The sequence below is a fragment of the Actinocrinis sp. genome, from assembly GCF_035946395.1.
GTDB lineage: Bacteria > Actinomycetota > Actinomycetes > Streptomycetales > Catenulisporaceae > Actinocrinis.
This window is the reverse complement of sequence record NZ_DASYZI010000251.1, coordinates 1-17,847: the sequence shown is the minus strand read 5'-3', so window position 1 is coordinate 17,847 and position 17,847 is coordinate 1. Positions and strand designations below refer to the sequence as shown.

Annotated in this window: 11 protein-coding genes; 6 read left to right on the top strand and 5 right to left on the bottom strand. The window is 68.6% G+C overall.

All coding sequences use genetic code 11. The features are described from left to right. Positions 1-15: 15 nt before the first annotated feature. From VGS97_RS15325 to VGS97_RS15315, 3 genes are all read left to right on the top strand, one after another. Positions 16-324: a DinB family protein gene (locus tag VGS97_RS15325; RefSeq protein WP_326854187.1), complete on the top strand. Its 309-nt coding sequence runs from the start codon at positions 16-18 to the stop codon at positions 322-324. A gap of 245 nt (positions 325-569) precedes the next feature. Next, positions 570-983 carry a hypothetical protein gene (locus VGS97_RS15320; protein ID WP_326854186.1) on the top strand — a complete coding sequence of 138 codons (414 nt, stop codon included), beginning with the start codon at positions 570-572 and terminating at the stop codon, positions 981-983. A 989-nt stretch (positions 984-1,972) separates the two neighbouring features. Further along, on the top strand, positions 1,973-3,796 hold the full coding sequence (locus VGS97_RS15315; protein ID WP_326854185.1) for a ricin-type beta-trefoil lectin domain protein: 1,824 nt from the start codon (positions 1,973-1,975) through the stop codon (positions 3,794-3,796). A 204-nt stretch (positions 3,797-4,000) separates the two neighbouring features. On the opposite strand, the gene VGS97_RS15310 is transcribed toward VGS97_RS15315, so the two are convergent. Continuing rightward, positions 4,001-4,630 (bottom strand): cob(I)yrinic acid a,c-diamide adenosyltransferase, encoded by a 630-nt coding sequence (locus tag VGS97_RS15310; RefSeq protein WP_326854184.1) that lies wholly within the window; start codon positions 4,628-4,630, stop codon positions 4,001-4,003. Between the two features lie 81 nt (positions 4,631-4,711). Between VGS97_RS15310 and VGS97_RS15305 the strand changes: the two genes are divergently transcribed. Then, positions 4,712-5,566, top strand: coding sequence for a 3-hydroxyacyl-CoA dehydrogenase family protein (locus VGS97_RS15305; protein ID WP_326854183.1), 855 nt, complete (start codon positions 4,712-4,714; stop codon positions 5,564-5,566). Between the two features lie 97 nt (positions 5,567-5,663). Here the strand turns inward: VGS97_RS15305 and pepN are convergent, their stop codons facing one another. From pepN to VGS97_RS15290, 3 genes are all read right to left on the bottom strand, one after another. After that, positions 5,664-8,222 carry an aminopeptidase N gene (gene pepN, locus VGS97_RS15300; protein ID WP_326854182.1) on the bottom strand — a complete coding sequence of 853 codons (2,559 nt, stop codon included), beginning with the start codon at positions 8,220-8,222 and terminating at the stop codon, positions 5,664-5,666. A 344-nt stretch (positions 8,223-8,566) separates the two neighbouring features. Next, entirely contained in the window at positions 8,567-12,505 is a 3,939-nt protein-coding gene (locus VGS97_RS15295; protein ID WP_326854181.1) for an MMPL family transporter, read from the bottom strand. Positions 12,506-12,508: 3 nt separating this feature from the next. Further along, the gene (locus tag VGS97_RS15290) at positions 12,509-13,291 is read right to left on the bottom strand and encodes a response regulator transcription factor (RefSeq protein WP_326854180.1); all 783 of its coding nucleotides are present in this window, start codon (positions 13,289-13,291) and stop codon (positions 12,509-12,511) included. Between the two features lie 176 nt (positions 13,292-13,467). On the opposite strand from VGS97_RS15290, the gene VGS97_RS15285 reads away from it, so the two are divergent. Both VGS97_RS15285 and VGS97_RS15280 read left to right on the top strand, forming a co-directional pair. Then, positions 13,468-13,935 (top strand): ribose-5-phosphate isomerase, encoded by a 468-nt coding sequence (locus VGS97_RS15285; RefSeq protein WP_326854179.1) that lies wholly within the window; start codon positions 13,468-13,470, stop codon positions 13,933-13,935. 220 nt (positions 13,936-14,155) lie between these two features. After that, entirely contained in the window at positions 14,156-15,310 is a 1,155-nt protein-coding gene (locus VGS97_RS15280) for a PP2C family protein-serine/threonine phosphatase (RefSeq protein ID WP_326854178.1), read from the top strand. Between the two features lie 30 nt (positions 15,311-15,340). On the opposite strand, the gene VGS97_RS15275 is transcribed toward VGS97_RS15280, so the two are convergent. After that, the coding region (locus tag VGS97_RS15275) for a penicillin-binding transpeptidase domain-containing protein (RefSeq protein ID WP_326854177.1) at positions 15,341-17,847 on the bottom strand (2,507 nt) is incomplete at its 5' end.

Genomic DNA, 17,847 nt, shown 5'->3' with positions numbered 1-17,847 from the left:
CGCGACGTATTTCTGGTGCAGCGCGAGCGAATCCTCAGCACGCGGCGCCTCGACGGTTTCGTGTGCGTGTCGATGGGTCCAGAGCGGGTCGAGTATGACGGCTGGGCCGAGCAGGAGCCCGAAGACGTCGCCCGCCAACTGACCGACGCGGCGCTCATGCTGGCCAACGTGCTCGACCGCCTCGACGCCGAGGCCTGGAAGCGCGAAATGCTCTACCCGTATCCGGAACCGGCCACCCGCACCATCTCTTGGGTCGCGCTGCACACCGTGCACGAAGCGCACCACCACCACTTCGACATCCGCCGCCTGCTGCAAGGCAGTTGAGCGGAGGCAGGCGTGACTATGCGGATTTCACTCGCCCCGCCGCCCGGATACACCCGCTCCTGATCAGCAAAGTGTGCCCGGCGGAGCAGACCGCTCCGGTCAGGTTGCGCCTGCCTCGGCTGTCTTCCCGTGCGACTGCCAGAGGCGCGCCGATGCCCCGTCCCGTCCGCTGCTGTGGTCGCGTGCATGTACTTGACGTACATCATGTACGTGGGTAATGATGCCAGAGAGGACGGGAGGGCATCATGGCCACGTTGCATTACGAAAAGGTCTCGGACGCTCGCGATAACTTCAAAGCACTCCTCGACGCCGCCAGCCACGGCCGACCTGCGACGGTGCGCCGTGATGATCAAACAGCCGCAGTCGTGGACGCGGATCGGCTCCGTTACTTTCTTGCCAAGATCTGTCCTAATGCGACTGTGGTGTCAGAGTCCGGTAGCTGGTGGGTCTTCATCACGGGCCTCCCCATCTCGGCTGACGGGTCGACTCTGGACGAAGCCCTGGACGAGACGGTCGCCGCGCTGCGCGAATATGCGGAAGACTGGCAAGATCACCTCTCGACCGCACCGAACCATGCCGGCAACTGGGGCCTCGTCCAGCTTGTCGGGCTTAGCACGGACGCGCAGTTGCGCACGTGGCTTTGCGGCACGCCCTCATGAAATGGCCGGCACCCACGCGTGCGGACCTTCAGCGATTCTGTGTCAATGAAGGTTGGCGCGAGGTGCGCAATGCACGAGGGAGCACGGGCACGCACCACGTCACCTACGAGTTCGCACTCGCTGATGGCAGGATTCTGAGGACTCGGATCTCACACCCTCCGGACAGGTCCGTATTCGGGCCGGGAGTATGGCGGCATATCCTTCGTGATCAGATCGACGTGTCTGAGGCCGAGTTCTGGGCGTGCGTCAGAGACGGTGTCAGGCCGAGACGTGGGAAAGTTGAGCCGGCGGAGGAATCTATCCCTCTGGAAGTCGTTCAACTGCTCATCCATCGAGTCGGTCTCTCCGAAGCCGAACTGGCGGAGCTCACCCGTGACGAAGCGATCGCGCGCCTCAACAAGTTCTGGGCAGGATGAGAACGGGCACTTGCCTGCGCAAACATCGGCAGGTGCGGTGTCTTCTGAGGAACGCGCGGATATGCGCAGCCGATATCGCGGCGGCGGATGAGGCGGGGCTGGCGGAGCCACTGGGAGCGGAGCGGTTTTTCACGATGGATGTTTGTTGCCCGTACGGTGTGCCGAGCCGTTCGGTTGGCTATGCGTTCTGACCTGCCAGTTCTGTCAGTGCCGCGCCCCGAGTCTTGAGGTCGGAAACGTTTACGGGCTGCTGTCGGCGACGTGCTGATTGGGTGGCGGGGTGGCGGTTGTGAGTATGCGGCTGCGGTTGTGCAGGCGTCAAGGGAGTCCGTCCTGACTCTGCTGATTGCTACGGGCTGCTGTTGCCGCAGGTCGCGGGTGGGGATCGGGCGGTCGGTCGCGGCCCGAATTCGCGAGTGAAGTTCTGGAAAATCTTGGTCTAGACCATTGACGCATCGATTGGTGTAGTCCACTTTGAGATCAGTCGGCGCCCAAGAGGCGGGGAGGCGACACCCGGTACCCATGGCCACGGGAGCGGCACGGCCTGATCGGTTACTCGACAGGAAGGTGCACATGTCCCCGCACAGACGTTTCACGATCCTGGCTTCCAGCTGCGCACTGGCCACGACTGCGGCAGTCGGCGTCACGTTCGTCTCAGCTGACTCTGCCTCCGCGGCCACCTCGTGGCCGGCGCACGTGATGGCGCCGTACGTTGACACCGGGTTCTCCAGCGTCAACGCGGCGCTGTCCGGCTCGACGCTGAGCAATATCGCCACCAACTACGGCGACAAGTACTTCACTCTGGCGTTCGTCAACGGCTCGGGCTGCGCGTGGAGCATGTACAACGCCGCGACGTATCAGAGCGAGGTGAACGATCTGCGTTCGGCCGGCGGGGACGCGATCATCTCCTTCGGCGGATGGACCGCGGACAGCGGCGGCACCGACCTCGGCGCTGCCTGTTCCTCGGCGGCTGCGGCGGCCGCGCAGATCGAAGGGGTCGTCAGCTACTTCAACGCCACGCGCATCGACTTCGACATCGAGTCGATCGCGCTGTCGAACCACAACGACGTGGACCTGACGAACCAGGCCCTGGCGCTGGTGCGCTCCTGGGCGTCCGGCAGCGGACGGGCACTGTCGATCTCGTACACGCTCCCGGTGCTTCCCGGCGGACTGACCTCGGACGGCTTGTTCGTGCTCAGCAACGGGTCATCGCACGGATTCCGGCCGGACGTGGTCAACATCATGGCTATGGACTACGGCAGCTCGGGCACCGAGATGGGCACCGCCGCCGAGCAGGCTCTGGACTCCACCGCGAGCCAGGTGGCCTCCGCCTACGGGCTCTCCAGCGCGTCCGCTTACGCGATGATGGGCCTGACGCCGATGATCGGTCAGAACGACTCCGCCGGCGAGATATTCACGCTCTCCGACGCCTCGATGGTCGAGTCCTACGCCGCGTCCAAGGGCATCGCGTTGCTGACGTTCTGGTCCGAGGGCCGGGACAACGGCGGCTGCCCCGGCCAGACGAGCGCGTCCTCGACCTGTAGCGGCGTCAGTCAGAGCACCGGTCAGTTCACCAGCGCCTTCAACGGCTTCACCGGCGGAAGCGGTGGGGGTGGCGGAGGCACCACCAGCACTGTCGGGGGCGCGATCATCGGCAACGCCGGGATGTGCGTCGACGTGCGGGCAGCCAACACCGCCAACTTCACGCCAGTCCAGATCTACACCTGCAACGGCACCAACGCGCAGCAGTGGACCGTGCAGACCGGCAACACCCTGCAAGCGCTTGGCAAGTGCATGGACATCTACGCCGCCGGTACGACTAACGGCACGACCGTGGATCTCTATGACTGCAACGGCACCGGCGCACAGGTGTGGGTGCCCCAGTCCAACGGGTCGCTGCTCAATCCGCAGTCCGGCAGGTGCCTGGACGACCCGAACTCCTCGACGACCGCGGGCACCCAGCTCCAGATCTGGGACTGCAACGGCACCGTCGCGCAGGCCTGGAACGTCCCCGGCCCGATCGTCTCGGGCGTCTCGTCCGGCCTGTGCGTGGATGATCAGTCCTCGAACACCACCAACTTCAACCCGATCCAGATCTGGACCTGCAACGGCACCGCCGCACAGGCCTGGACCGTTGTCCCGGCCAGCAACACGCTGCATGTCCTCGGCAAGTGCATGGACGTCAACAGCGGAGGCACGAGCGACGGCACGAAGATCGACCTCTACGACTGCAACGGCACCGGCTCCCAGGTCTTCGTGCCCCAGTCCAACGGGTCGCTGCTCAACCCGCAGTCCGGCAGGTGCTTGGACGACCCGAACTCCTCGACCAGCGCGGGCACCCAGCTCCAGATCTGGGACTGCAACGGTACGTCGGCGCAGCACTGGAACCTGCCGTGAGCGCTGTGAGCTGAGTTGGCCGTGAACCGTTAGGTGTTGTGTTTCCCCGTTCGTGTGGGCCGGTGGCATTCGCTGCCGGCCCACATCCTTTATCCAGCACTCGCTGTCGCGTTTGGTGAAGGCGCGCGATACGACGGCGTCGTACCTCGAAGCCATTCGGCCTTAGCCGGATCCACCAGCTGAAACTATCCGGCGTTGCCCGGCTCAGTCAGGGTCGCGCGACGAGTCACCGTCGCGTGATGCTCCGGGCTGCCAGAGGACGTCGCCGACGGCTTCGCCTTCGCCTTCACCTGTCACGGTGCTGTGGTTGGCTGCTCGGGCGAGGATGAACAGTAGGTCGGACAGTCGGTTGAGGTACTTGGCGGTCAGGGCGTTCATCGTGTCGCCGTGGGCGTCGAGGGCGGCCCAGGTCGCGCGTTCGGCGCGGCGGGTGACTGTGCGGGCGACGTGCAGGAGGGCTGAGCCGGGGGTGCCGCCGGGGAGGATGAACGAACGTAGCGCGGGCAGGTCGTCGTTGAAGTGGTCGCAGTCGCGCTCCAGGCGGTCGATGTCGCGCTGCTCGATGCGCAGGGGTGGGATTTCCGGGTCGTCGACGACCGGGTTGCACAGGTCGGCGCCTACGTCGAACAGTTCGTTCTGGATCCGGCTCAACGCGCCGCTGATCTGTTCTGGCAGGCCGCCGAGGGCGATGGCGGCGCCGATGGCGCAGTTGGCTTCGTCGACGTCGGCGTAGGCGATCAGGCGCGGGTCGTTCTTGGTCGTCTTGCTCATGTCGCCGAGGCGGGTTGTGCCGTCGTCTCCGGTACGGGTGTAGATCCGGGTCAGATTCACCATGTCCGAAGGGTACCCGGGTCCGGGTAGGCTGCCAGAGCCGGTTACCGCCGGGTAGATACGAGTGTGAGGGAGCGTGGCAGGGTGGCCAGACAGCTCGCCGTGATCGGCGCGGGCCTGATGGGGGCGGGGATCGCCCAGGTGTCGGCGGTGGCCGGCTACGACGTGATCCTGCGCGACGTGACGACGGAGGCGACCGCGCGCGGGGTGGCCGCGATCGAGGCCTCGCTCGGAAGGTTCGTGTCCAAGGGGAAGATCTCCCGCGAGGACGCCGACGCCGCGCTGAGCCGGATCACCGCGACCACCGAGCTGGACGCCGCCGGTTCGGCGGACATCGTGGTCGAGGCGGTGTACGAGGACATCGAGGTCAAGCACGCGGTCTTCCGCTCGCTCGACAAGATCTGCAAGGACGGCGCGGTCCTCGGCACGAACACGTCCGCGCTGCCGATCACGCTGGTCGCCTCGGTCACCGAGCGGCCGGAGGCGGTGGTCGGGACGCACTTCTTCTCGCCGGTGCCGATGATGGCGCTGTGCGAGCTGGTACGGGGATACAAGACGTCCGACTCGACTCTGGCGGCGGCGCGGGCGTTCGCCGAGGCCGTCGGCAAGACGTGTGTCGTGGTCAACAGGGACGTCGCCGGTTTTGTCACCACGCGGCTGATCACCGCGCTGATCGTGGAGGCGGCGCACCTGGTGGAGACCGGCGTGGCCAGCGCCGAGGATGTCGATCTGGCGTGCAAGCTCGGCTTCGGGCACGCGATGGGGCCGCTGGCCACGGCCGACCTGACCGGCGTGGACATCATCCGCAACGCGGCGCGCAACATCTACACCGAGACGCACGATCCGAAGTTCGCGGTCCCGGAGCTGCTCAACCGGATGGTGACCGCGGGGGAACTGGGGCGTAAGGCGGGGAAGGGGTTCTACGAGTACGAGGGCTGATGTCGCGTGTTTGGTGCGCCGGCGGGATTCGGGCCGCGTTGTCGGGTCCGGTTCCCGCCGGCGTGTTCGTGTCCAGCGTGTATGTGGTATGTGTGGCTCAGCCGCGGCCGGTGGCGTCCAGGGCTTGGCCGCGCAGGGTGCGCAACGTGCCGTCGCGCTGCTCCAGCAGCAGGCGGCGCAGCGGCGCGGGGATCGTGGTCTCGTCCTCGGCGAGCACCGCGTCTACGGCATCGACGATGCGCTGTTCGACGATCAGCACCGGGTACAGGCCCTTGACCAGCAGCTGCGCCATGTGCGGCGTGCGGGTCGCCCACAGGTCCGCCACCTTCGCGAAGTAGCGGTCCGCGTACGGGGCCTGTAGCTCGCGCTGGTCGGCCTGCCGGAAGCCCATGATCACGGCCAGCAGCGTCTCGTTCGGCAGCTCGTCCGAGTCGACCATTGACGACCAGGCCGCGGCCTTGGCTTCCACCGTCGGCATCGCGGCGCGCGCGGAGGCGCCGTGACGTTTGCCCGCCGCGGTCGCGTCCCGCTCCTCCTCGGCGGCGATCTGGCTCTCCGGCGCGCGGCCGGTCGCCGCCAAGCGGTGCAGCAGAGACCAGCGCAGGTCCGTGTCGACCTCCAGGCCGTCGATCGACTCCGTCCCGGCCAGCAGGCCGGAGAGCAGGTCGAGGTGCTCGGTCGAGCGGGCCACGGACGCAAGGGCCCGCACCCAGCACAGCTGCACGTCGCTGCCAGGTGCCGCGGCGAGTAGCTGCGCGTGTGCGAACGAGGCCCACTTCGCCGCCCCCTCCTCACGCCACGCCGGGGCCGCGTACAGGTCGATCGCCGACTTCGCTTGCCGCTGGAGGGACTGGAGCACGCCGATGTCCGTCTCGCGCTGCGCGCCGGAGATGATCAGTGCCACGTAGTCGCGCGCGGGCAGTTCCGCGTTGCGGACCATGTCCCAGGCGGCGACCCAGCTCAGCGCGCGCGGCAGCGACTCGGTGAACTCGCCGATCGACTCGACCAGCGTCGACACCGAGCGCTCGTCGAAACGGATCGTGGTGTACGACAGATCGTCGTCGTTGAGCAGCACCAGGTCCGGCTGCTTCACTCCGACCAGTTCCGGCACCTCGGTCAGCGCGCCGTCCACGTCCAGTTCCAGCTGGCGCGTGCGTACCAGGCCCTGCGGCGTGCGGTCGTACAGTCCGACCGCGATTCGGTGCGGGCGCAGCGTCGGGTAGTCGGCAGGGGCTTCCTGTGCGATCGCGAACTCGGCGTAGGTGCCGTTGTCGTTGAGGGTGAAGACGGGGCGCAGCGTGTTCGGCCCGGCGGTTTCGAGCCAGGCCTTGGACCAGGCGCCCAGGTCGCGGCCCGAAGCCTCCTCCAGCGCGCCGAGCAGGTCCGACAGCCGGGTGTTGCCCCACGCGTGCCGCTGGAAGTACGTGCGCAGGCCGTTGACGAAGCCCTCGTCACCGACGTACGCCACCAACTGCTTGAGCACCGAGGCGCCCTTCGCATAGGTGATGCCGTCGAAGTTGACGTAGACGTCCTCCAGGTCGCGGATCTCAGCGACGATCGGGTGCGTCGAGGGCAGCTGGTCCTGCGCGTAAGCCCACGTCTTCTGGGCGTTGGCGAACGACGTCCAGGCGCCGGTCCAGCGTGTCGCCTCGGCCAGGCAGCGCACCGACGCGTACGTGGCGAACGACTCGTTGAGCCACAGGTCGTTCCACCACTCCATGGTGACCAGGTCGCCGAACCACATGTGCGCGAGCTCGTGCAGGATCGTCTCGGCGCGGCGCTCGTAGGCCGCGTCGGTGACCTTCGAGCGGAAGACGTAGTCCTCGCGGAAGGTCACGCAGCCGGCGTTCTCCATCGCGCCCACGTTGTATTCGGGCACGAACAGTTGGTCGTACTTCGGGAACGGGTAAGGCAGGTCGAACAGGTTCTGGTAGTAGTCGAAGCCCCGCTTGGTCACGTCGAGGATCTCCTCGACGTCCAGGTACTCGGCCAGCGACTTGCGGCAGGCCACCGCCATCGGCACCACGGCGCCGTCCGACGAGGTGTAGGTGTCGCGCACCACGTGGTAGTCGCCGGCGACCAGCGCCGTGACGTACGTCGACATCCGCTCGGTCGGCGCGAACCGCCACACCGCGTGCCCGTCGCCGAGCAGCTCGCGCTGCGGGGTCGGCGAGTTGGAGAACAGCTCCCAGCCCGCCTGGCCGGTCACCGTGAACCGGAAGGTCGCCTTGAGGTCCGGCTGCTCGAAGTTGGCGAAGACTCGCCGCGCGTCGGGGACCTCGAACTGGGTGTAAAGCGACACGCCGCCGTCCACCGGGTCCACCATCCGGTGCAGGCCCTCGCCGGTGTGGCTGTACTCGCAGACCGACCGGACCTTCAGCTCGTTGTCGGCGGCCAGTGCGTCGAGCGCGATGCGGGAGTCGGCGAACACCTCGGCCGGGTCCAGCGACCGGCCGTTGAGCACGATCTCCTCGACGCTCACGGCGACCAGGTCGGCGAAGGTGGCGGAGCCGGGCTCGGCGGCGAATCGCACGACGCTCGTGGACGCGAAGGTCTCGGGTCCGGTGGTCAGGTCGAGCTCGACTTCGTAAGACGAGACCGACACGAGGCGGGCGCGTTCCGCCGCCTCCTCGCGGGTGAGATTGGTACCGGGCACTTTGCTGCACGGCTCCTTACGCATAGGCGCTGACTGGTAGATCGATCCTCGCACGGCCGGGCTCGTGCCGGCGTCGCGGAATCTGACGACGAAGCTATCTCCTCGCGGCGTTGGAGGCCGAACCCGTGGACGGGAATAATGAGGGAGACTGTAGTGACCCGACATGATGGCGCAAGGGCTGTCGCCGAATTCAGGTTCGATTCCCGTGTCGAACAAACGTATGCCGATGACGTGCTGTTGGCGCCGTCGCGGCGCGGCGCGGGGAGCCGTCCCGGGTGAAAAAAAGAACCCTGATCGGCCGTAACCGATCAGGGTTCTTCGATGGGTTTTCCGAACCGGCCAGGTCAGCTGACGCGCGTGCGCTCCGGCTCGGGCGCACCGTCTGCGGCAGCGGTGCCGAGCGCGAGTGCCGCCCCCTCGGCCGCGGCCTCGTCACCGTCGGCCTCGATGCGGGCGGGCGACGGCTCGATACGCAGGATCCTGGCCAGCCACACCGGCATCCACCAGTTCCACCGGCCGAACAGCGCGATCAGCGCCGGGACCAGCAGCGCCCGCACGATGGTCGCGTCCAGCAGGATGCCCGTGCCCAGCGCGGTGGCGAAGATCTTCACGTCGGTGTCCGGCGCGGACGCCAGCGCGCCCATCGCCAGGAACAGGATCAGCGCCGCCGAGGTGACCAGCCGCCCGGTCCGGCCGATGCCGGTGACCACGGCCCTCGGCGTCGAGCCGGTCGCGTCGTACTCCTCGCGCATCCGGGAGAGGATGAAGACCTCGTAGTCCATGGACAGCCCGTAGAGGAACGCGAAGACCATCAGCGGGATCCAGCCGGTGATCGCGCCGGTCGCCGGGATGCCCCAGATCGCGTTGGAGCCGTAGCCCTTCTGCCAGATCAGCACCAGCGAGCCGTAGACCGCGGCCAGCGAGAGCAGGTTCAGGATCACCGCCTTGATCGGCAGCACCACCGAGCGGAAGGCGCGGGCCAGCAGCACGAAGGTGAGCAGGCCCAGGATGCCGAGCATCAGCGGGAAGTTGCCGTAGACCGCGTGGATCAGGTCGATCTCGACCGCGCCCATGCCGCCGATCATCACGCCGGAGACGCCGGCCAGCGCGCCGCGCAGGGCCCGGGTGGTGCCCTCGCCCGCGGTGCTCGTGCTCTCGGCGGTCGGCACCGCCACCACGAGCGAGGAGTCCGGCCGGTTCCACGCGGTCCCGCTCGGCGCCACGGCGAAGTTGACGCCTGAGACCCCGGACACCGTGGAGACCACCGAGGACGCCGAGGCGCTCTTCGGCACGTACACCTCAAGCGGAGTGATCGCGCCGGTCGGGATGCCCGCGTCGCGCAGCATAACCACGCCTTCGTGCGCCGGGCCGCTCTGCGAGAGCGCGTCGGAGGACGCGTCGCCGATCTTCAGACTGAAGGTGTTGACCGCCAGGGCGCCGAGCACGACCAGCGCGCCGATCGTGGCGATCCAGCGCCGCCGCTGCACCAGCCTGGCCCAGGCCGTCCAGCCGCGCGAGGCCTTGTCCTCGTGCCGGATGCGCGGCCAGTCCAGCCTCCTGCCGATCCCGGACAGCAGCGCCGGGACCAGGGTGAGGGTCACGATGACCGACACCAGCGGGATGATCATGCCGCCGTAGCCGATCGAGCGCAGGAACGGCACCGGCAGGATCACCAGCGCCAGCAGGCCGAGAGCGACCGTCACGCCGGAGAAGACGACCGCGCGGCCGGCCGTGTTCATCGCCCGGCGGATCGCCGCGTCGTTGTCGTGCCCGTGCGCCAGTTCCTCGCGCCACCGGGTGACCAGCAGCAGCGAGTAGTCGATCGCCACGCCGAGGCCGATCAGGCCGACCAGGAACTGCACGATCAGCGAGACCGGGGTGATCTCGGTGACGCCGAGGATGCCCAGGAACGCGGTGAGCACCGAGACCGCCGCGATCAGCAGCGGCACCAGGGCCAGCAGCGAGGCGAAGACGAACAGCAGCACCGCCAGCGCGCCGACGCCGCCGATCAGCACCTCGTTGAGGATGCTCAGGCCCTTGCCGGAGCCCGAGCCGTTGGTCTGTAGCGGCTCCTCACCGGTGATGCGCACGGTCGAACCGGCCGGCAGCGCCGCGGTCAGCCGCTGCTGCGCCTGCGCGGAGATCTGGTCCGTCGCCTGCTGCGAGTTGAAGCCGCCGGCGCCCGGGGTGTACACCAGCGCGAAGGTGGTGCGGCCGTCGGTGCCGATGAACTTGGGGTTTCGAGTGTTCGCGTAGTCGGCGACCCGCGCCCGCGGGATGCCGTCGAGCGAGCTGAACGCCGCGGTCACCCGCGGGTCGGTGGCCGACATGCCGGCCGGTACCTGCACGACCGGCACCAGCGGCGGTGCCATGCCCCCGTTGCCGTACTCCGCCACGATCGCCTGGTTGGCGACGTAGCTCGGCTGGCCGGGCATCGAGAACGTCTTGTCGAGGTGGTTCGACAGCGTCGACGACGCGGCGATCCCCATGATGAACACGACCAGCCACAAAGCGTAGATCCACTTACGGTGGGTGGTCACGAACGTCGAGAGCCGATCCATAGCGCCCGACCCCCTCCTACTCCCGTGATCACGCGCCGACCCGGATCGCGGCGCACTACCCGAGAGAGAACCAGCCGCGGCTGGCGCGGTCCTGTGCTCTTCCTGAGAGAGTGCTGGGAGTGTGGAAACGGAATCGTTAACGAACGCTTGCTCCTCGGCGCCGGTTCCGGGGTCCGACGCGGCACCTGAGCCCGAGTCAGCCGTCGTGCGCGTCCCGTCGGTCGGCAGCCGCACCGTGAACACCGTGCCGAAGCCCGGAATCGAGCGGACCTCGGCGGTGCCGCCGTGCGCGGCGGCGACCGACGCGACGATGGACAGGCCCAGACCCGAGCCGCCGGACGCGTCGCTGCGCCGCCGCGACGCGTCCGCTCGGTAGAAGCGCTCGAAGACCTTCGCCTGCTGCTCCTCGCTCAGACCCGGCCCGGCGTCGGCGACCTCGACGACGGCCCGGTCGCCGACCCGCCGGATCATGATGGACGCGGGCGTGCCCGGCGGCGTGTGTGCGCGCACGTTCGACAGCAGGTTCGCCAGCAGTTGCCTGAGCCGGTCCCCGTCGCCGCAGACCTCGATCCGCCGCTCGTCCACCTCCCGCGCGTCCCCGCCCGCGCCGACCGTCACGTCGACCGGCCACTGCGGCCCGGCCGCCTGCGAGTCGCGCGCCGCGTCCCGGGCCAGCGCGCCGAGGTCCACCATCCCGCGCCCGAGCGGGCGGCCCGAGTCGAGCCGGGCCAGCAGGAGCAACTCGTCGACGAGCACGCCCATCCGCGCCGATTCCGACTCGATCCGGCGCATCGCCAGCGCCAGATCCTCCGGCCGCGACGCGGCCCCGCGCCGAAACAGCTCCGCGTAGCCGCGGATCGAGGCCAGCGGCGTGCGCAACTCGTGCGAGGCGTCCGCGATGAAGCGGCGCAGCCGCTCCTCGGAGGCGCGCTGTCTGCTGAAGGAGCGCTCCAGCCGGGCCAGCATCGCGTTCACCGACGAGCCGACCCGGCCGACCTCGGTGACCGCGTCCGCCGGCTCGACCCGCTGGTCGAGCTCGCCGGCGCCGATCGCCACGATCTGCTGGCCCATCCGCTCGAAGGGCTCCATGTCCCGTTTGATCCGCCGGTTGGCCAGCATGCCGACCAGGCCGAAGGCGACCAGCCAGGCGGCGAACTCGATCTTGGCCACGTCGGCCATCGTCTCGTTCACGTACTGCTCGGAGCCGGCCAGCACCAGGAAGCCCCGGCCCCCGGGCAGCCGTGAGACCCGCACCCGGTACGCGGGTGCGCCGTGGGTGTCGGGCGATGCGCCGGCGCCGAAGAAAACCGCTCCGTCGTGTTCAGCACCGGAGCCGACCGGCCCGACGTTCAGCGGCGTCGGCAGGGTCGGGGCCGGCGAGCCGGCGGTGAAGGCCGGGGTGTTGTCGGGGCGGCGCAGCTGCATGTAGAGCGGGATCAGCCCGTTCTCCGAGAGCAGATGCCAGGTGGAGTTGTCGCTTGAGTCGGCCTGGAAGTTCGGGATGGCGCCGTCCGGCTGCGACGCGGCGTACGCGTTGATCACGTTGGCGGTGCCGTTGAGCTGGTTGTCCAGCTTGTTCTGCAACACGGTGTGCACGGCGAAGAAGGTGCCGACCGCGGCGATCGTCAGGCCGAGCGCGAGCCGGGTCAGCAGCGTGACCAGGAGCCGTTTGCGCAACGTGCGCGCGCGGTGGATGCGGATGGGCGGGAACGCCGGTCGCATCGGCTACTCCTTCGGCAGTCGCAGCGAGTATCCGACGCCGCGCACGGTGTGGATCAGCGCCGGACGGTCGCGGTCCACCTTCTTGCGCAGGTAGGAGATGTACGTCTCCACCACGTTGTCGCCGCCGCCGAAGTCGTACTGCCACACGTGGTCGAGGATCTGCGCCTTCGACATCACCCGGCCCGCGTTGAGCAGCAGGTAGCGCAGCAGCTTGAACTCGGTCGGCGTCAGGTCCAGCGGCAGGCCGGCGCGGCGGGCCTCGTGCGCGTCCTCGTCGAGGATCAGGTCGGCGAACTCCAGCCGGGAGTCCTCCAGTTCGGGCCGGGTGCGCCGCAGCACCGCGCGCACCCGGGCGATCAGCTCGTCCAGCGAGAACGGCTTGGTGACGTAGTCGTCCCCGCCGACCGTCAGACCATTGATCTTGTCCTCGGTGGCGTCGCGCGCGGTCAGGAAGACCACCGGCAGCTTGACTCCCTGCGAGCGCAGTCGGCTGCACACCTCGATGCCGGTGTAGTCCGGCAGCATCACGTCGAGTATCGCCAGGTCGGGCGCGAACTCGGCGGCCTTGCCGAGCGCGTCGCGGCCGGTGGCCGCGGTGGCCACCTCGAAGCCCTCGTAGCGCAGCGCCAGCCCGACCAGGTCGGTGATCGCGGCCTCGTCGTCGACGACCAGGATCCGGGCCTCCGGCTTGCCGCTGTGGACGCCGCCGTTCTGCGCGCCGCCGTACTGGACACCGCCGTATTGGGCACTGCCGCCCTGGAAACCGTGGACGCTGCGCTCGGTCATCCCGCTCGGCCCCATTTCTCGTCCCGACACGCGCCGCTGGTCACAGCGGAAGTCCGGCAAAAGGTACGTGATCCCACTGTGCCTTACCTGGGGGATTCCTGGGAGTCGCCTGTGTGGGCGGTGCTCGGCCGCCGACCGCCGCCACCGAGCCCGTGCGGCCATGGGAAACTGTGGTTATGCGCATCTTCCTCGGCTCGGACCACGCCGGTTACGAACTGAAGTCCCGCCTGCTCGGCCGGCTCAAGGAACTCGGCCACGAGCCGGTCGACTGCGGCCCCGACGCGTACGCGCCCTCGGACGACTACCCGCCCTACGTCCTGCGTGCGGCGAAGCATGCGGCGGACGAGCCCGGCTCGCTCGGCATCGTGATCGGCGGCTCCGGCAACGGCGAGGTGATCGCGGCCAACAAGGTGCCCGGCGTGCGTGCCGCCCTGGTCTGGAGTGAGGAGACGGCGAGCCTGGCCCGCCAGCACAACGATGCGAACGTGCTGAGCATCGGCGGGCGGATGCATCCGCTCGACGACGCGGTGCGGTTCGTGGAGCTCTTCGTCGCGACGTCGTTCAGCGACGATCCGAGGCACGTGCGGCGGATCGGCATGCTCGCCGACTACGAGAAGACCGGCGAGCTGCCTCCGCTGCCGTAGAGGGTGTTCGAGCTGTGTGGCCGGGGTCGCGTTGCCTGTCACGCACGTTCGCCGCGTTGTCAGGCCGTATCACACGAGCCGCGCGCCGCGCCCTGATCCGACCCCACCGCTCAAACGCCCCCTAGTGCATCACCTGATCGAGTGACAAGGGAATCGCTCTTTGTCGACGAATTGCAGCCTGACGGTGACGGTGCCCGCGTGAAATCGATATCGTCCCAGCATGGTCGCGACGGCGCCGGTTGAGCGCACGGCGGGAGACCGGCCGCGCAGCCGTCCCCGTCGTGCCGTGCTGGCCTTCTGGATCCGGCACATCGCGATGCAGTCCGAGGCCTTCCTGCTGCCCGCGCTCATCGCGATCTGCGTCGTCATCGGCGTGTTCGCGCATTTCCACAACGTGTGGGTGACGCCGTCGATGGTCGTCCTGCCGTTGCTGCTCGGCGGATTCCTGCTGCGCTTCACCGCTCAGCTGGTGCTGCTGGTGGTCTCGGCGCTCGTCGTCATCCTCGACGCGGTCACCACGCACCCGGAGCGCCCCACTCCCGGCACGATCCTGCTCATCGGCGCGACTGCGCTGATCGTGCTGGTCATGTCGCGCGAACGGGTACGGCTCGGCGTGCGCGGCACCCGCGGCGAGTCCATGCTCTTCGACCTGCGCGAGCGCTTGTACGCGCAGGGCCGGGTGCCACGGCTGCCACCGGACTGGCATACCGAACTGGCGTTGAAGTCGGCAGGCGGCCAGTCCTTCGCCGGAGACTTCCTCATCGCCGCGCGCACCGACGTCTCGCTGACCGACGAGGAGAAGCAGCCGGGCCGCCTGCAACTGGGCCTGGTGGACGTCTCCGGCAAGGGACTCCAGGCGGGCACCCGCGCGCTGCTGCTCTCCGGCGCGTTCGGCGGCCTGCTCGGCTCGGTCCCGGTGCCGCAGTTCCTCACCGCGGCGAACCGCTATCTGCTGCGCCAGGGCTGGGACGAGGGTTTCGCCACCGCGGTGCACGTCGTGATCGACCTGGCGACCGGCGAATACGAGTGCTACAGCGCCGGACACCCGCCGATCGCGCAACTGGACGCGGGCTCCGGCACCTGGTCGCTGGCGCAGACCCCGGGGCCGGTCCTCGGCGTGCTCCCGGAAGCCGAGTACAAGCCCACTCGCGGCCGCCTCGGCTACGGCGACGGCCTGATGCTGTTCACCGACGGCCTGATCGAGCTGCCCGGCCGGGATCTGTCGGTGGGGCTCGACAGGCTGCTCGGCGTCGCGGGCACGCTACAGACCAAGGGTTTCGCCGGCGGCGCGGCCCGCGTCATCGACGCGGTCGCGCGCAAGACCAACGACGACCGCGCCCTCGTGCTCGTCTGGCGTACCCGGCCGACGGACTGACCGGATCAGTCTTAGGATTTGGCGGCGGCTCTACGGCACCGAGTTCAGCACCGACCTGACCTCCGGGCCTGCCGTCGAGGCGCCGAATCCGCCGCCGACCGCGAGCGCGGCGACCGCGTAGTCGCCCTTGAACGCGATGGTCCAGCTGTTCGGCTGCCTGCCCTGCACCTCGGCCGTCCCGGTCTTGCCGTACACCCCGGACTGGCCGTTGAAGACGGGCTGCAACGTGCCGCTGACGACCACCTCGTGCATCAGTGTCTTGAGGTCCTGGTCGGTGGTGGAGGACAGCGGGGTCGCCGAGATCTGCTGCGTGCCCGGCACCAGGATCGGCTGCTTGAACGAGCCGCTGTCCACGGTGGCCGCGACTGCGGCCATCGACAGCGGCGACGCGGTGATCTGGTCCTGGCCGACGAGTTCCTCCGCGAGGCTGTTCGCCGAGGTGTCCGGCACGTTGCCGTAAGTCGTCGGCACGCCGAGGCCCACGTCCCACTTCTGGTTGAACCCGAAGTAGTCGTGCGCGGCGGACGCCAGGTCCGTGCGGCTCACCTTGCTCTCGAAACGGCTGAACGCGTTGTTGCAGGACTGCGCGAAATCCCAGAGGAACGACCTGCCGACGCCCGCCTCCTGCTCGCTGTTGTGCAGCGTGATGCCGTCGGCGTTGAGCGTCGCGGGGCAGTCCCAGGTCTGGCCGAGGTCGGTGATGACGCCCTTGTTCAGCACCAGCGTCGTGGTGATGGTCTTGAACGTGGAGCCTGGCGCGTACCTGCCGACCATCGCGGTGTCCAGGCCGGTCGGCGGGTTGTTGGCGATCGCCAGGATGCTGCCGGTGGACGGCTGGATCACCACCATCGAGCTGTTCGGCGCCTGATTGACCGCGGACTGCGCGGTCGCCTGGATCTTCAGGTCGATGGTCGTCTTCAACGCGCTGGTGGCCACCGGGGCGGAGACCTTGTCGACGGTCGAGGCGACGGAGCCGTCGGCGTTCTGGATCTGGATCTGCTGGCCGGGCGTGCCCGCCACGTCCGGCGCCGCCTTCTTCAGCGCGCTGACGATGCCGGTCAGGCTGGGCGCGTTCGCGCTGGTGATCTCGGTGCCGTTGCTGTCGGTCACCTTGTCCGCGGTCGGCGGGATGAGGCCGAGCGCGAGCTTCTGGCCGGTCTTGAGCGAGGTGAACAGGACGCTGGGCTGCCACTTGACGAACCAGCGGGTGTAGCCGTCGACGTTGGCGGAGTACGCGGCCAGGCCGGAACTGTAGGACCAGGCACTGGAGGGCGCGCCGACCTGAGCGGTGACGCTGAACGTCATCCAGCCCTGCGCGGAGGCGCTGCCGGGCTCCAGGGTCAGGCCGCTGACCTTGAGGTCCTTCTTGTACGCGGTCAGCTGGGCCAGCGCGGCGGACGGGTTGTCGGTGATGTTCGCGGCGGTCTGAAGGCTGCCGTTCTGCCAGTCGGTCAGGAACGCCGTGCCGGTCTGCGTCGCGTCCGACCCGGCGTCGGTGCCGCTGGGGGAGAACCCGACGGTCGGCACCGGCTTGGCCCCGATCCCCAGCACGTGGATCTTGCCGCTGAAGGCCAGCGCGGCAGCCACCGCGACGACCAGCACGAGGACGCCTGCGGTCGCCAGCAGCGCGCGGCGGGCCCGGCTCGGCGGCCGCTCGCCGGGCGGGGCGTCGTAATTGTCGAAGTCGTCGTAGCCGTCATAGCTGCTGCCCACCGGAAGCGTCGACGAACGACCGGTGGGCCGACCGGTGGGCCTTTGCTTCATATACGGCGGTGGCTCGTACTGTGACGTCTGCTGGAACGGCTGCGCTTGTTGGTACGACGACTGTTGGTACGACGACTGAGCCGGCGGCTCCTGCCGGAACGGCTGTGTCTGCTGCGGCCGTACTTGCATGGACGGCGGCTGCGGTGTCTGTGGCGGCTGCGGTGACGGTGCTTGGCTCGGCCGCACCTGATTTGACTGGGCCTGATTCGGTTGCGCCTGGTTCGCTTGGGCCTGACTTGGAGCCGCCGGCGGACTCCAGTTCGACGGTTCGCCGTAGCGTGTCCCCTCACGTGGTGCGCTGTCACCGCGCACCGCCATGTCCGACTCGGCGGGCCACGAATACGGCCTGCCGGCCGGGGGAATCACCTGCGTCGGCGCTCCCGCTGCCGGATCGGCGGACGGCTTACCGTCGGCATCGTCACGCCGCGGCGGCGCGATCGGGAACACCTGAGTGAGATCGAGGTTCGGATCGCGTTCGCTGCTCGACTCCGACTCCGACTCGGCCGACTCCGCCTCGACCAGCTCCGCTTTGGCTGCTTCAGCTTTGGACGACCCGACTTTGGGCGGCTCCGTCTTGACCGGTTCCGTCTTGACCGGCTCTGCCTTGACCGGCTCTGCCTTGACCGGTTGCGGATCGATCAGCTCAGCGGGCATGCGCCAAACGAGCTGGGTGACGTCATTGCTCGTCGAATCGTCACTCGCCGCATCGTCCACCGGGAGCAACACGACCTGTGTCTCCGCCTGATCCGGTGTGTCCGCACTCGCCGCACTCG

Bases quoted from the DNA above. Each gene is read 5' to 3' on its own strand.
- VGS97_RS15320 (WP_326854186.1), top strand. From the start codon at position 570: ATGGCCACGTTGCATTACGAAAAGGTCTCGGACGCTCGCGATAACTTC.
- VGS97_RS15315 (WP_326854185.1), top strand. From the start codon at position 1,973: ATGTCCCCGCACAGACGTTTCACGATCCTGGCTTCCAGCTGCGCACTG.
- VGS97_RS15310 (WP_326854184.1), bottom strand. From the start codon at position 4,630: ATGGTGAATCTGACCCGGATCTACACCCGTACCGGAGACGACGGCACA.
- VGS97_RS15295 (WP_326854181.1), bottom strand. From the start codon at position 12,505: ATGCGACCGGCGTTCCCGCCCATCCGCATCCACCGCGCGCGCACGTTG.
- VGS97_RS15290 (WP_326854180.1), bottom strand. From the start codon at position 13,291: ATGACCGAGCGCAGCGTCCACGGTTTCCAGGGCGGCAGTGCCCAATAC.
- VGS97_RS15285 (WP_326854179.1), top strand. From the start codon at position 13,468: ATGCGCATCTTCCTCGGCTCGGACCACGCCGGTTACGAACTGAAGTCC.
- VGS97_RS15280 (WP_326854178.1), top strand. From the start codon at position 14,156: ATGGTCGCGACGGCGCCGGTTGAGCGCACGGCGGGAGACCGGCCGCGC.